The organism is Streptomyces paradoxus, from assembly GCF_014202475.1.
In the GTDB taxonomy this organism is placed as follows: domain Bacteria; phylum Actinomycetota; class Actinomycetes; order Streptomycetales; family Streptomycetaceae; genus Streptomyces; species Streptomyces paradoxus.
On sequence record NZ_JACHGV010000006.1, the window covers coordinates 1 to 14,732 of the forward strand.

At 70.9% G+C, this 14,732-nt stretch carries 10 protein-coding genes; 6 read left to right on the top strand and 4 right to left on the bottom strand.

The genetic code is table 11. The features are described 5' to 3' along the window. Nucleotides 1-409: 409 nt before the first annotated feature. Entirely contained in the window at nucleotides 410-859 is a 450-nt protein-coding gene (locus tag HNR57_RS20380; protein ID WP_184561463.1) for a PTS sugar transporter subunit IIA, read from the top strand. A gap of 78 nt (nucleotides 860-937) precedes the next feature. Further along, nucleotides 938-2,608, top strand: coding sequence for a phosphoenolpyruvate--protein phosphotransferase (ptsP, locus tag HNR57_RS20385; RefSeq protein WP_184561464.1), 1,671 nt, complete (start codon nucleotides 938-940; stop codon nucleotides 2,606-2,608). Between the two features lie 68 nt (nucleotides 2,609-2,676). Here the strand turns inward: ptsP and HNR57_RS20390 are convergent, their stop codons facing one another. Continuing rightward, complete coding sequence (locus HNR57_RS20390; RefSeq protein ID WP_184561465.1) at nucleotides 2,677-3,567, bottom strand: DUF8829 domain-containing protein; 891 nt, start codon at nucleotides 3,565-3,567, stop codon at nucleotides 2,677-2,679. 178 nt (nucleotides 3,568-3,745) lie between these two features. Next, entirely contained in the window at nucleotides 3,746-5,713 is a 1,968-nt protein-coding gene (locus tag HNR57_RS20395) for an acetoacetate--CoA ligase (protein WP_184561466.1), read from the bottom strand. A gap of 211 nt (nucleotides 5,714-5,924) precedes the next feature. On the opposite strand from HNR57_RS20395, the gene HNR57_RS20400 reads away from it, so the two are divergent. Further along, nucleotides 5,925-8,291 carry a glycoside hydrolase family 31 protein gene (locus HNR57_RS20400; protein WP_184561467.1) on the top strand — a complete coding sequence of 789 codons (2,367 nt, stop codon included), beginning with the start codon at nucleotides 5,925-5,927 and terminating at the stop codon, nucleotides 8,289-8,291. A 2-nt stretch (nucleotides 8,292-8,293) separates the two neighbouring features. Here HNR57_RS20400 and HNR57_RS20405 read toward each other — a convergent pair whose 3' ends face one another. Together HNR57_RS20405 and HNR57_RS20410 are read right to left on the bottom strand one after the other, a co-directional pair. Continuing rightward, on the bottom strand, nucleotides 8,294-8,830 hold the full coding sequence (locus HNR57_RS20405) for an NUDIX domain-containing protein (RefSeq protein ID WP_184561468.1): 537 nt from the start codon (nucleotides 8,828-8,830) through the stop codon (nucleotides 8,294-8,296). Nucleotides 8,831-8,877: 47 nt separating this feature from the next. Continuing rightward, nucleotides 8,878-9,687, bottom strand: a complete 810-nt coding sequence (locus tag HNR57_RS20410; RefSeq protein WP_184561469.1) for a M15 family metallopeptidase — start codon at nucleotides 9,685-9,687, stop codon at nucleotides 8,878-8,880. A gap of 230 nt (nucleotides 9,688-9,917) precedes the next feature. Between HNR57_RS20410 and HNR57_RS20415 the strand changes: the two genes are divergently transcribed. From HNR57_RS20415 to glpK, 3 genes are all read left to right on the top strand, one after another. Then, nucleotides 9,918-11,579: a bifunctional diguanylate cyclase/phosphodiesterase gene (locus HNR57_RS20415; protein ID WP_184561470.1), complete on the top strand. Its 1,662-nt coding sequence runs from the start codon at nucleotides 9,918-9,920 to the stop codon at nucleotides 11,577-11,579. Nucleotides 11,580-12,320: 741 nt separating this feature from the next. Then, nucleotides 12,321-13,115: an MIP/aquaporin family protein gene (locus HNR57_RS20420; RefSeq protein WP_184561471.1), complete on the top strand. Its 795-nt coding sequence runs from the start codon at nucleotides 12,321-12,323 to the stop codon at nucleotides 13,113-13,115. An 18-nt stretch (nucleotides 13,116-13,133) separates the two neighbouring features. Beyond that, nucleotides 13,134-14,651 carry a glycerol kinase GlpK gene (gene glpK / locus HNR57_RS20425; RefSeq protein ID WP_184561472.1) on the top strand — a complete coding sequence of 506 codons (1,518 nt, stop codon included), beginning with the start codon at nucleotides 13,134-13,136 and terminating at the stop codon, nucleotides 14,649-14,651. The last annotated feature ends 81 nt before the right edge of the window (nucleotides 14,652-14,732 follow it).

The window sequence follows — 14,732 nt, forward strand, 5'->3', positions numbered from 1 at the left end:
GGCGTTGACTTTTGGCACGCTGTTGAGTTCTCAAGGAACGGTCGCTTCCTTTGTACTCACCCTCTCGGGCTTTCCTCCGGGCGCTTCCCTTCGGTGTTCCAAACTCTATCAGTGTTTTTCCGGCCCCCTGACCACTCTCCTGCGGGCATGCAGAAGGTGATCCGAAGATAGGATCTGACAAGTTGGTTGCTGCCCGGCCAGGACGCGAGGTCGCGTCGCTCAGCCCCAGGCAGGAGTACGACTGTACACGCGGCCGCGGAGCAGGGGCAAATCGATTTGAGGTATGGTCTAGACCACTTCGAGGTGCTCACGCGGAACCGGCACTTCAGGTGACATACGCTGCTGAACAGTGTGCCGCCCGGTACCTACAGGGACGGCCATACCGATCTCCACCCCTGGGAGGCTTCCCATGACCACCGTGACGTCCCCGCTCGCAGGACGCGCCATCGGACTGGCAGCCGTGCCGGATCCCGTCTTCTCCGGGGCCATGGTCGGCCCGGGCACAGCGATCGACCCCGTACGTGAGCCTTCCGAGGCCGTCTCGCCCGTGGACGGCGTCATCGTCTCCCTGCACCCCCATGCTTTCGTCGTGGTCGACGAAAGCGGACACGGCGTGCTCACCCACCTCGGTATCGACACCGTGCAGCTCAACGGCGAGGGTTTCGAGCTGCTCGTGAACAAGGGCGACACCGTCAGGCGCGGTCAGGGCGTCGTGCGCTGGAATCCGGCTGCCGTCGAGTCCGCCGGCAAGTCCGCGATCTGCCCGATCGTGGCCCTGGAGGCCACGGCCGAAGCTCTCTCCGATCTTCGCATCGACGGCGAAGTGAAGGCCGGCGACAGTCTCTTCCTCTGGAAGTGACGTCAGTGCCGTCGTATGACGGCGAGTACCACAACCAACGCGGCGGCGGGGCCCGCCGCTCTATCGGAGACGGGTGAGATGGAGACAACGCTGCGAGGCGTCGGCGTGAGCCACGGTGTGGCCATAGGCGAGGTCAGGCATATGGGAACGGCGGTGCTCGAGCCGCCCGCGAAGCAGATTCCGGCGGAGGAAGCGGAGCGTGAACAGGGGCGCGCCCGCAAGGCCGTCGAGGCGGTGGCGGCGGACCTGATGGCGCGGGGCAACCTGGCCGGTGGCGAAGCCCAGGCGGTGCTCGAGGCGCAGGCCATGATGGCCCAGGACCCCGAGCTGATGGCCGATGTGGAGCGGCGGATCGCCGTCGGCAGCACGGCGGAGCGCGGCGTGTACGACGCGTTCGCCTCCTACCGCGAGCTGCTGGCGGGAGCCGGTGAGTACCTCGCTGGCCGCGTTGCCGACCTCGACGACGTGCGGAATCGAATCGTCGCCCGGCTGCTGGGGGTGCCGATGCCGGGCGTCCCCGACAGCGACGAGCCCTACGTCCTGGTTGCCCGTGACCTCGCTCCGGCCGACACCGCGCTGCTGGACCCGACTCTGGTGCTCGGCTTCGTCACGGAGGAAGGCGGTCCGACCAGCCACAGCGCGATCCTGGCCCGGGCGCTCGGTGTGCCGGCCGTGGTGGCGCTGCCGGGAGCCGGTGAGCTCGCCGAGGGCACGATGATCGCCGTCGACGGCAGCACGGGAGAGATCTTCGTGGACCCGAGCGACGAGAAGAAGGCTCAGCTGGAGGCCGCGGCCGCCGAGCGCAAGGCTGCGCTGGCCGCGTCTACCGGGCCCGGTGCCACCGCGGACGGTCACAAGGTGCCGCTGCTCGCGAACATCGGTGGCCCCGCTGATGTGGCGGCCGCCGTCGAGGCCGGTGCCGAGGGAGTGGGTCTCTTCCGCACCGAGTTCCTCTTCCTCGACGACAGCAAGCAGGCGCCGTCCGAGGAGAAGCAGGTCGCTGCCTACCGGCAGGTGCTCGAGGCGTTCCCCGAGGGGCGTGTCGTGGTGCGGGTCCTGGACGCGGGGGCGGACAAGCCGCTCGACTTCCTCACGCCGGCCGACGAGCCGAACCCGGCGCTCGGTGTGCGTGGGCTGCGGACGCTCCTCGACCACCCGGAGGTCCTGCGCACGCAGCTGACCGCGCTCGCCAGGGCCGCGGAGGGGCTGCCGGTCTACCTCGAGGTCATGGCACCGATGGTGGCGGACCGTACGGATGCCCGGGCTTTCGCGGACGCCTGCCGTGCGGCTGGGCTGCGGGCGAAGTTCGGCGCGATGGTCGAGATCCCGTCGGCCGCGCTGCGAGCCCGCTCGATCCTTCAGGAGGTCGAGTTCCTGTCGCTGGGGACGAACGACCTCGCTCAGTACACCTTCGCCGCCGACCGTCAGGTGGGTGCTGTGTCCCGTCTGCAGGATCCGTGGCAGCCCGCTCTGCTCGACCTGGTGGAGCTGTCCGCCGAGGCGGCGAAGGCCGAGGGCAAGAGCTGTGGTGTCTGTGGTGAGGCCGCGTCCGACCCGCTGCTCGCGTGTGTGCTGACCGGTCTGGGCGTCACCTCTCTCTCGATGGGTGCCGCGTCGATTCCCTATGTCCGGGCGACGCTGGCCAAGTACACGCTGGCGCAGTGCGAGCGGGCCGCCGCGGCGGCGCGGGCGACGGACAGCGCTGAGGACGCGCGCAGCGCCGCGCAGGCGGTGCTGTCGGGCGAGTAGGCCCGGCCTGCGACGAACGGTTTCCCGGGAGGGGCGCTCCACTGAGGTGGGGCGCCCCTCCCGGCATGTCAGTGCTGGTGCCCCGGGGTGGGTTTCTCCTCCCCGAGGTCGGGCGGCGCGCAGTAGTCGACGTTGGATTCCGGGGAGATCAGGTCTCCGGATTCGACGTCGGTGCAGTAGGCGTCGAAGACCTCTCCTGCGGTGAGGGGTTCGAGTCCGTAGCCGCGCATGCGCCAGCCGTAGACGCGGTCGGGGCTGTCCGGGGCGCTGGTGCGGATGACGAGTCCTCCGGGGCTATCGGTGGCCAGGCCGAGGGCCAGGATCGTCGTGAACTCGAGGGCTTCGCTTTCGTTCAGTTCCAGGGAGGCCCCGTCGTCGGTGATGTGGAGGGCGGCGGTGAGGGTTTCGGGCGGTCCGGTGACGCTGCAGACGAGGTGGCGGTCGCCGGGTGGGGCCGTGTCGAGGATGCGGACGAGCAGGCTCGCGGCTCGGCTGAAGGCGGCTCGTCCGATGTCCTCGCCGCAGGAGGCGCAGGGGCCCAGGCGGGCGAGGAGGGTGGTCGCGTACTCCCAGGTGGCCTGACGTACGGCTTCGTCGACGAGGGCCGGGAGCAGGTCGGCAAGCGGGCGGCCGTCGTAGGGAAGGGTGGGGCCTGTGGTTGCGATCTGTGCGGTGAAGCGTGTGCGGCTCGACGGGTGGTCGGGGTCCAGGCCCTTCTGTGTGCAGAACTCGGCGTACGCCTCGGGGTCGAAGAGGGCGACCGTGGTGTGGCTGCCCTGCAGGGCGCGGGTCCTGAGGAGGGCCTCCACCTGTTTCAGGTAGGTCGCGTGATCGGCGAAGGTGAAGCTGCGGTAGCGCCGCATGGCCCGGAAGTCGTGTTCGTCGGTCAGCAGGCCGATGGTGCCGGCGATTTCGCGGTGCAGGACGCGTCGCATGGTCCGGTTGTCGGTGTGCGCCATTGTTTCCCCCTGTGCACGGTCGATCAATGCTCACTCACAGTAACCGGCGGCACTGACAATGGCCCGTCTTCGGGCGTTCACGTACCCGGGAGAGGCCGGAAGGGGCAGGTCACAGCGGGTGCAGCTGTGACCTGCGCCCCGAGCGCCGGTGACGGGGAGTTGCGGGTCGGGGGCGGGGTCAGGCGCGTTTGCGGGCCAGCTCCTCGTAGAAGTTCAGCAGGTCGAGGTTGTCGATGGAGCCCGGGTTGACCGCCTTTTCCAGGGGAGTGCCCTGGAGGAGGCGTTTGACGGGGACCTCGATGCGCTTGCCGGTGAGGGTGTGCGGGACGCCGGGTACTTCGATGATCTCGTCGGGGACGTGGCGCGGGGAGAGCTGCTCGCGGATCGTCTGCTTGATGCGGTTCAGCAGGGCCTCGTCGAGGACGGCTCCGGGGGCCAGGTGTACGAAGAGGGGCATCCAGTAGCCGCCGTCGGGCTGCTCGATGCCGATGACGAGGGACTCCCTGATCTCGGGGAGCCGCTCGACGGCTTCGTAGATGTCGGCGGATCCCATGCGGACGCCCTGGCGGTTGAGCGTGGAGTCGGAGCGGCCGTGGATGACGACGGATCCGCGGGAGGTGACGGTGATCCAATCGCCGTGCCGCCACACGCCGGGGTAGGTGTCGAAGTAGCTGTCGTGGTAGCGGCTGCCGTCGGGGTCGTTCCAGAAGTGGATGGGCATCGACGGCATGGGGTTGGTGACGACGAGTTCGCCGACCTCGTCGGTGAGGGGGCTGCCGCCGGGGTCCCAGGACTGGAGGTCGGTGCCGAGACAGGGGGCCTGGAGCTCGCCGACGTGGACGGGGAGGGTCGGTACGGCTCCGGCGAAGCAGGAGCACACGTCGGTGCCGCCGCTGACGGAGGCGATCCACAGGTCGTCGCGGACCTCGTCGTGGAGCCAGCGGAAACCGTCGGGCGGCAGGGGCGAGCCGGTGGTGGCGACGCACTGGACCGAGGAGAGGTCGAAGTCGCGGGACGGGTGCACGCCCGCCTTGCGGCAGGCCATGACGTAGGCGGCGGAGGTGCCGTAGAGGGTGGCCTTCGTGCGTTCGGCGATCCGCCACTGGGCGCCGGTGTCGGGGTAGCCGGGGCTGCCGTCGTAGAGGACGATCGTCGTGCCGGTGAGCAGGCCGGAGACGAGGAAGTTCCACATCATCCAGCCGGTCGACGTGTACCAGAAGAAGCGGTCCTCGGGGCCGAGATCGCAGTGCAGGCCGAGTTGCTTGAGGTGCTCGACCAGGATGCCGCCCTGGGACTGGACGATGGCCTTGGGCAGCCCGGTCGTGCCGGAGGAGTAGAGCACCCACAGGGGGTGGTCGAAGGGCACCTGCTCGAAAACGGGTTCCGTGTCGGCAGAGGTCAGGGCCGACCACTCCAGGGCTCCCGGGGGTGCCTCGGTGCCGAGGAGCGGGATGTGGATCACCGCGCGCACGGTGGGCAGTTCACGGCGCAGTTCGGCGACGACCTCGCGTCGGTCGTGCTCCTTGCCGCCGTAGCGGTAGCCGTCGACCGTGAAGAGCACGACCGGTTCGACCTGCTGGAAGCGGTCGAGGACGCTGCGGGCGCCGAAGTCGGGCGCACAGGACGTCCAGACGGCGCCGACGGCGGCCGTGGCGAGGAGGGCGACGACGGCCTGTGGGACGTTCGGGAGGTAGCCGCTGACCCGGTCGCCGGGGCGTACTCCGAGCGCTCGCAGTTCGGCGGCGAGGGAGCCGACCTGGCGGCGCAGCTCGGCCCAGGTCACGGGGCGTGGTTCGTGGGTCTCGTCGACGTGGAGGAGGGCCGGTTCGTCCGCGCGGGTGCCGGCCGCGCGCAGGGCGTGTTCGGCGTAGTTCAGGGTCGCTTCGGGGAACCACTGGGCGCCCGGCATCGAGCGGTCGCCCAGCACGCGCGCGTAGGGGTGCGAGAAGCGGACCTCGAACCACTCGGTGACGGCTTTCCAGAAGGTGTCCAGGTCGTCGACGGACCAGCGCTGCAGGGCCGCGTAGCCGCCCTCGGCGGGGGCCCCGTGGTGCTCGGCCGCCCAGGCCTGGAACCTGGTGATCCGTGCGCGGGCGATGCGCTCGGGGTCGGGCTGCCAGAGCGGCTGGGGACTAACGGTCGACATGGTCGGCTCCCGGACTGTGCGCGTCGTGTGCGTCCTCCGCGCACGGGCTGGGGTGTGCGCGTGAGCGGCTGGCACGGACAATGCCATGTGATCGACTTCGGCACCAGGGTGCGCCCCACATAGTCCGTGTCGTGAAGATGTGGTCCTGGCACGGGTGAACGGCAGTTGAACGACACTCGATTGCGAGGCGGTCAGTGGCAGGGTGAGCAGCATGAACGGTCGTGACCTGGTGCGTTCGGTGAAAGCGGTGGCTTCGGTGGGGGCGGCGCAGGGTGTGCGTACCGTACGAGCAGCGTGGCGCAGGCGCCGGGCCGACGCCACCGGGCTGCCGGCGCGGGGGGCGGAGCGTGCGCGGGTGCCCGGGCTCGTGGAGGGCGCAGAGCCGGGGCCGGGAGGCGGCGTCGTCCGGTTCAGCCGGTCGGAGCTGCGGATTCTGGTCGCCGTGAACGGGGCCGTGTTCTGGGGCTGGGACGGGGCGGAGCCCGAGCCGTCGTACGCGCTGGCCGGCCGTTGCCCGGAGCCCGATCCGCGAGCGGTCCTGGAGCCGGACAAGGACGGCGGCTGGCGTGTGGTGGCCGAGCGGGTGACGGTGGTGGTCTCCCGGCACGGTGCGGTGGAGGTGCTCACTCCGGGTGGTGTGACCCTGCGGCGTGATCTGCCGCCGCGGTGGTGGGAGCCGGTCGGCGGCGGCCCGGCGCGGTGGATGCAGCGGTCGGAGGTGGGCGCCGACGCGCGGTTCTTCGGGCTCGGGGGGCGTGCCTCGGGTCCTCGGCTGCCGGACGGGACGTACCGGCTGTGGAACACCGATCCCGGCCGCGCCTTCGCCCCTGGGGACGACCCGCTGTACATCACGATGCCGGTGCAGCTGGTGGTGTCCGACGGCGGTACGCACCTGGCCTTCCACGACAGCTCGTGGGACGGCACGGTGACGCTGCGGGAGGGCGAGGAGGGCGCGGGTTCCGGGCACGACCGTGCCGGGACGAGCGAGCTGCGGATGGAGGGCGGCCCGCTGCGTTGTTGGGTGATGGTCGGCACCCCCGCGCGCGTGCTGCTCGCCTGGGCGTCGCTCACCGGGGCGCCCGCGCTGCCGCCCGCGTGGGCCCTCGGGTACCAGCACGCGCGGTGGGGGTTCGGCAGTGAGCAGGAGGTGCGGCGGATCGTCACGGGGTACCTGGAACACGGTCTGCCGCTGGATGCCGTGCACCTGGACATCGACCACCTGGAGGCGCATCAGGTCTTCACCGTCGACCGGGACCGCTTCCCGAAGCTGCCCGTCCTGGCCGAGGAGCTGCGGCGGGAGGGCATCAGGCTGGTGTCGATCATCGACCCGGCTGTGAAGGCCCTGCCCGGCCATGCGGTGTACGACGGTGGGGCTGCCGAGGACGCGTTCGTGAGGGGTGCCTCGGGGGACGTGGTGGAGGGGGTCGCATGGTCCGGGGAGGCGGTGTTTCCCGACTTCACGCACGCGCGCGTGCGTGCGTGGTGGGGCGGGCTCTACGAGGAGCGGCTCGCCCAGGGCTTCGCGGGCTTCTGGCACGACATGAACGAACCCACGTCCTTCGCCGCCTTCGGTGAGTCGACCCTGCCGCGGTCGGCCCGGCACTCCCTGGAGGGGAGGGGCGGCGACCACCGCGAGGCGCACAACGTGTACGCGCTGTGCATGGCCAGGGCGGCCTTCGAGGGGTTGCGGAAGCTCGCTCCCGGGGAGCGGCCGTTTCTGTTCTCCCGCTCCGGGTGGGCCGGCATGCAGCGCTACGGAGGGACGTGGTCGGGGGACGTGGCCACCGGCTGGCCCGGGCTGCGGGCGTCCTTGGCCCTGGTGATGGGGCTCGGGCTGTGCGGTGTCCCGTACTCGGGTCCTGACGTCGGGGGCTTCGACGGGCATCCGTCCCCCGAGCTGTATCTGCGGTGGCTCCAGCTGGGCGCGTTTCTGCCGCTGTTCCGTACCCACGCGAGTCTGCGGGCGGGGCGCAGGGAGCCGTGGGAGTTCGGGGGTGAGGTGCTGGAGCACGCGCGCGTGGCGCTCGTCGAACGCCGGCGGCTGCTGCCGTACTTCATGACGCTGGCGCATCTGGCGCGGCGTACGGGAGCGCCCTATGTGCGGCCTGTGTGGTGGACGGCGCCGGAGGAGCGGGCGCTGAGGGAGTGTCAGGACGCCTTTCTGCTGGGCGACAGCCTGCTGGTGGCGCCGGTGCTGGCCCCGGGCGCCGACCGGCGTGCGGTGCAGTTGCCGCGGGGGCGCTGGTACGACACCGCGACGGGGCAGGCGTACGAGGGGCCGGGGCAGGTGCTCGTCGACGCGCCCCTGGCGCGCATCCCGGTGCTGGCCCGCGCGGGTGCCGTGCTTCCGGTACGCGGGGAGGACGGCGGGCTGGAACTGGAGGTGTGGGCGCCCGCCCGGGGGCGGACCGGGGGCGGGCTGGTCGTGCCGGACGGAGGCGACGGGTGGGACGAGCCGGAGATCGAGCGCTACACCGCTCGGTGGAGGGGCTCGCGGGTGGTCGTGGAGCGGGAGGGTGAGGACGGCGGGGGCGCGCCGCCCTACCCGGTGCGCGTCCGCGGGGCCGGGGAGCCGTGAGCTCAGATGTACCGGCCTTCGAACCAGGCCCGTACGGCCAGGGTGTGCAGGGGGAAGGCGAGTTCCTCGGGCCTGCGCAGGAGGTGCCAGCCCGCTGTCTCGTTGGTGGCGGCCGAGGAGGGCAGGCCCTCGGCCGGTCGCTCCGGGAGGAGACCGAACAGCAGCAGGTGTCCGTCGGGTGAGCTCATCGCGTCGGCGAGCCGTACGTCGCGGCCGGCCGCGTCGATGCCGGTTTCCTCTCTGAGTTCGCGTATGACGGCCTGCCGCCAGTCCTCCCGGTCGTCGATGTAGCCACCGGGCAGGGCGATCCCCCCGCGCGCGGGGGCGATGGTTCGGGTGATGACGACCAGGGCGGTGCCCTGGGTGTCGTACACGGGCTGGAGGGCCACCGCGACCGGGAGTGGATTGCGGTAGGCCACGGCACCGCACACCGGGCAGGTGCGGGGCCAGCCGGTGACGCCCTCTCCGTAGGGCGCGCCGCAGCTGGAACAGTGGGAGTTCGGCGCGGAGTTGGAAGCGGAGTGCTGAGTCTCGGACACGCGGCGGACTGTAGCCGATCACGGAGAGGGCTCCTCGGGCAGGCCGCTCAGTGCGCGCTGGTCAGCGACTTCCTGGACACAGGGAAGTCGAAGTAGGTGTCCGGATAGGCCTCGGGCTTGAAGGTGTAGTGCCACCACTCCTCTGCCAGGTTCACGAAGCCGAGTCCTTCCAGGGTGCTTTTGAGGAGCATCCGGTGGTGGCGCTGCCGGCCCTGGATGCGTGGGTCGAGGGTGTGGGAGAGGGTGTCGAAGCAGTCGAACCCGGTCCCCATGTCGACCGAGTTGTCGGGGAACCGCTCACCCTGGGGGGCGAAGCACGGCACCAGGGGCTCCCCGGGGTGGTAGGGCCTGGTCGGCTTGGCCGGGAGTCTGACGAGCGTGACGTCCAGGGTGGAGCCGCGGCTGTGGCCGGATTTCGCCGCGATGTACCCGTCGGCGAACAGCCGGGCCTTGTCGACGTTCGGGTAGAACTCGCCCTTCATGGCCTCGTCTTCGAGATCCTCGGCCCAGCGGACGAAGTGGTCCACCGCCCGCTGTGGCCGGTAGCAGTCGTACACCTTGAGCGTGTAGCCCTGGCGAAGGAGCTTCCGCTGGGCCTTGTGGAGGGCTTCGGCGGCGGGGCGGGTGAGGATGCAGACGGGCTGCCGGTAGCCGTCGATGCGCTCGCCCACGAAGTTGTGCGGGGTGACGTAGCGCATCTCCTGGATGATCGTCGGGTCCACGCTTCTCAGCGCCACGAATTCGTCCGGCGCCTTGGGGTCGGTGCCGGCCCGGGCGGTCGCGGTGGGGGCGGTCGATGCCAGCAAGGCGGCGAACGCGGTGATCAGGGCACGTGCCACGGTGGAGAGTCGTGTCATGTCCCTGCGTCTATCAGGAATGGCGGAGTTGGGGAAAGGGACCGCGGCCGGCGTGGCAACCACCCGGCGCACTCGGGGTCGTGCCGCCGTCCTCCGGCCGGCCGTGACACATTTCTGACATCACGTCACATTAACCCCCGAGTCCTACGCTGCGTGATCGCTCCGGAATGCTGCGTGAACGTCTCATGAACTGCGCTCGGGCGTGCGCCGGTGACGTCAATCATGCTGCTGTGCACTCCTGGACGGACACTCTCCGCTTCGCTTTCCAACCGGTGGTCAATCTGACGACCGGCGCGGTCGCGGGGCTGGAGATACTCGCCCGCCCGGAGGCCGGCGACGTCCTGGCCGAGGCCCGCCGGGACCCCGGGCTGGACTGCCGGCTGGCGGTGGCGGCGGTTCGCGCGGCGGCGCGCATGGAAACCCTGCTTCCGCTGTTCGTCAACGTGTTCGCCGGGACACTCGCGGACCTCGGCGGGCTGCCGTCACTGCACGACGCCGTGCGGGAGGCGGGGCGGCTGCCCTGGGAAGTCACGATCGACCTCTGCCCGCCGTACACACATGTGCCACAGCGGGCTCTCCTGGAGGCGGTGGCCACGCTGCGCGGGCAGGGCTTCCGGTTCTGCGCGGACGGGGTCGGGGACGGCGACGTGCCCTTGCGGCTGCTGTCGGACCTCTCCCCCGGCCTGCTGAAGCTGGATGCGTCGCTGCTGGCACGGCCGGCGGTGGTGCGGTCGATGCGGACACTGTGCGACGAGCTGGGGGCGCTCCTGGCCGTGGAGGGCGTGGAGACCGAGGGACAGTGTGCGGCGGCGCTGGCGGGCGGGGCGCAGTTGGCGCAGGGCGAGCTGTTCGCACCGCCGGCGCGCCTGCCCGCCGCGGACGTCTACGTCCCGCCCCGCTCCCCCGCCGAGGTGGCCGCACCGCGGACCGGGCCGTCGGTGCGGGAGTTCGTCCGGCCCGCCGCTCTGCTGCCGGCCACCGCGTCCGCGGGGCAGGTGCGCGCCCTGCTGACCGGGTCGCCGGACGTGTCCGGGGTGCTGCTCGTGGACACCACCGGCGTGCCGGTCCGGTCGGTGCACCGCTCGCGCTTCCTGCTGTCGATGTCGGGGCGCTACGGACACGCCCTGTACGCCGACCGGCCCGCGGCCAAGCTCGGTGACCCACCGCGGACGGTGGGCGTCGACGCCACCGCCTGGGAAGTCCTGGACGTGGTGGCGGTCGGAGGGCGGGACCGTACGTCGGACGACGTGGCCGTGGTGGACGAGTACGGGCGGTGCGTGGGGACCGTGCGGCTCGCGGACCTCGTGCGAGCACTGGCGGAGACACGGGTGGAGGAGGCGGCCGGGCTCAATCCGCTGACGCGTCTGCCCGGCTCGGACGCGATCACCGGCGAGGTGGACCGGCGGATCGCAGCGGGGCGGGCGTTCGCGTTGAGCTGGCTGGACGTCGACCACTTCAAGCAGGTCAACGACGGGGCCGGGTTCGCGGCGGGCGACGAGCTGATCCGGGCGGTGGGCCGGGCACTGCAACGAGCCGCGTCGGACGGGGCCCGTGTGGGGCACATCGGCGGGGACGACTTCCTGGTGCTCGCCGATCCGGACGGTCTCGATCCGCTGGCCGCCTCGGTGCTGGACGCCGACTGGTCGGCGGGGGGCCGGCCGGTCACGCTGTCTCTGGCGACGGTGCTCTGTACACCGGGCAGTGTGAGCGACCACCGGCAGGCCGCGGCCTGCCTGGCTCCCTTGAAGAAGGCGGCGAAGGCGCTGCACGGGGCGAGTTGGGTGCTGGGCCGGGCCGGCGTGCCGGGCCATGAGGCACGCAGGGGCTCGCGGCCGGCGCCCGCTTCGGCGGGGTGCGCGGTGGCGGTCGAGAGGGGCGTGCAGGGCGTCTGAGGCGTGCGCGAGAGCCGTCGCGCCTCCTCATGGGCGGATGCTGCTGGGCTGGTCCTGGCCGACGGTCCGGAACCGCGGCATCCGCGCCCTTCGGCAGCTGAGCCAGGAGGGCTCGGTGCACGGGGTCGCGGCGCTGCCGAGGTCGTGCCCGGGGCGGGCGGTACCCGGCCCGCGCGGGGTCTTCCGGGGCGGCCATGGCGCCGCGGAACTCCTGCGGTTGAGAAACCGCCAGGTCAGGTGAATCCTGGACACTAGCAAGCGAGGAGTCAGGTGCGGCCGGGCTTTCGCCCCCTGCGGAGCCCGGCGGAGGCCGGACACCATCAGTCAAGCCTCGCGCGGCTCACGGAGGCCCGCGCGGGTCCGGACCAGATCTGAACAACGACCCGACCGGGCGCGCCATGGCCGAGCAACCGGCCCGTCGGCCCGGCGCGAGCCCGGCGGCCGTCGGATGGCCGTCAACCGTTGCGGTCGGCGACCTTGACGCCCCATGGGTGCCGGTGAACACTTCCGGTGTCAGTCGACATCGCCGTACATACGCGGCGTATTCCGGCACTGCGGCGCGTGGATGCGCCTGCGCCAAGGCCCATTCCTCCACGGGCGATTCGGCTGCGACGGCACGCTCGTCACGGATGCCGGGCGGGGCGCGGACACTCCCCGCCTCCGGCTGAAGTAGCCACGGGAAACGCACCTTGCAGGTGAGAACCGGGGCCGATCGTCCCGGGCCAGGGCTGAGGAGCCGCCATGACTAACGGAGACATTTTCGTCGGCGAGATGATCGGCACGGCGATCCTGATCCTGTTCGGTGCCGGCGTGTGTGCCGCCGTCACCCTCAGATTCTCGAAAGCGCGAGCCGCGGGGTGGGTGGTGATCGCGTTCGGCTGGGGCTTCGGCGTGCTGGCGGGCGCGTACACCGCCGCTCCCCTCTCCGGAGGGCACCTCAACCCGGCCGTCACCTTGGGCCTGGCCGTCGACACCGGCGTGTGGGACAAGGTGTGGATCTACCTGCTGGGACAGATCACCGGCGCCATGATCGGGGCCGTCCTCGCCTACCTCGTGTACTTGGCCCAGTTCCAGGCGAACGTGCGGAAGACGGGCACCACGGAGGGCACGGTGGACGAGCCGGTTCCGACGCTGGGCATCTTCTCCACGATCCCCGAGATCCGTAACCCGGTGGCCAACCTGATCACCGAGATCCTCGCCACCATCGCCCTGGTGCTGCCCCTCCTCGCCCTGGTGGGCAGCAACAGACACGTCGAGGGCGTCGGCATCGGCTTGATCCCCGGCGAAGAGGGCATCTACGGGTCCGGCATCGCGATTCTCCTGGTCGCCTTCCTGGTCGTCGGTATCGGCCTGTCCCTGGGTGGCCCCACCGGCTATGCCATCAACCCGGCGCGTGACCTCGGCCCGCGCATCATCCACGCCATCCTGCCGATCCCGAACAAGGGCACCACCGACTGGGGCTACTCGTGGATCCCCGTCGTGGGACCAGTGATCGGCGGCCTCCTGGGTGGCGTCATCTACAACGCAGCCTTCTGACCAGCCGAAGGGGTAGCCATGACGGACAACTCCGCGAAGTACGTCGCAGCCATCGACCAGGGCACCACGTCGAGCCGCTGCATCGTCTTCAACCAGGACGGCGCGATCGTCGCCGTTGACCAGCGTGAGCACCGCCAGATCTTCCCGAAGCCCGGCTGGGTGGAGCACGACGCCACCGAGATCTGGTCCAAGACGCAGGCGGTGGTGGCAGGGGCGATCGCCAAGGCCGGTCTGAGGGCCGACCAGCTGAGCGCGATGGGGATCACCAACCAGCGCGAGACGACCCTCCTGTGGGACCGCTCCACGGGCAAGCCGGTGCACAACGCCATCGTCTGGCAGGACACGCGGACGGCGGCGCTGTGCAACCAGCTGGGTGGCTCGGACGGGCAGGACCGCTTCCGCGAGCAGACGGGCCTGCCGCTGGCCACGTACTTCTCGGGGCCCAAGGCGGCCTGGTTGCTCGACAACGTGCCCGACCTGCGGAAGCGTGCCGAACGCGGCGAGATCGCCTTCGGCACGATGGACTCCTGGCTGATCTGGAACCTCACCGGCGGCACGGACGGCGGGCAGCACGTCACCGACGTGACCAACGCCGGGCGCACCATGCTGATGAACCTGGAGACCCTCCAGTGGGACTCCTCGATCCTCTCGGCCATGAACATCCCCGAGGCCATCCTGCCCGAGATCCGCTCCTCCTCCGAGGTGTACGGCACCGCCGTCGGCCAGCTCGCCGGTGTGCCCGTGGCGTCCGCGCTGGGCGACCAGCAGGCGGCCGTGTTCGGGCAGGCCTGTTACGACGTGGGCACGGCGAAGAACACCTACGGCACGGGGAGTTTCCTCCTGCTCAACACGGGTGACCGCCCGGTGCCGTCGAAGAGCGGACTGCTGACGACGATGGGGTACAAGATCGGCACCGAGGCGCCGGTCTACTGCCTGGAGGGCGCGATCGCCATCACGGGCGCGCTGGTCCAGTGGTTCCGGGACCAGCTCGGCATCATCCGGACGGCCGACGAGATCGAGCCTCTCGCGGCGAGCGTGGAGGACAACGGCGGCTCGTACATCGTTCCGGCGTTCTCGGGCCTGTTCGCGCCCTACTGGCGCTCCGACGCACGCGGTGTGATCACCGGCCTGACCCGGTACGTCACGAAGGCGCACCTCGCGCGCGCGGTGCTGGAGGCGACGAGCTGGCAGACCCGTGAGGTCGTGGACGCCATGTACCAGGACTCCGGGGTGCACATCACCACCCTCAAGGTCGACGGCGGCATGACGAAGAACAACCTGCTCATGCAGCACCAGGCGGACGTGCTCGACGTCCCGGTGGTGCGGCCCAAGGTCTCCGAGACGACCTGTCTGGGCGCCGCCTACGCGGCCGGTCTGGCCACCGGCGTGTGGAACGATACGGACGAACTCAAGGCGCACTGGCAGAAGGACGTCGAGTGGACTCCGGACATGGAGGCGTCGGTGCGGGACCGCCAGTACCACAACTGGCGCAAGGCCGTGGAGAAGAGCTTTGGCTGGGAGGAGGGCGACAGCTGACCACGCGCGCGTGGAGCGTCCTTTCCGACGGCGGCCCGTACCCCGGTCGGCGGGGGTACGGGCCGCGTGAGCCGACGGGGC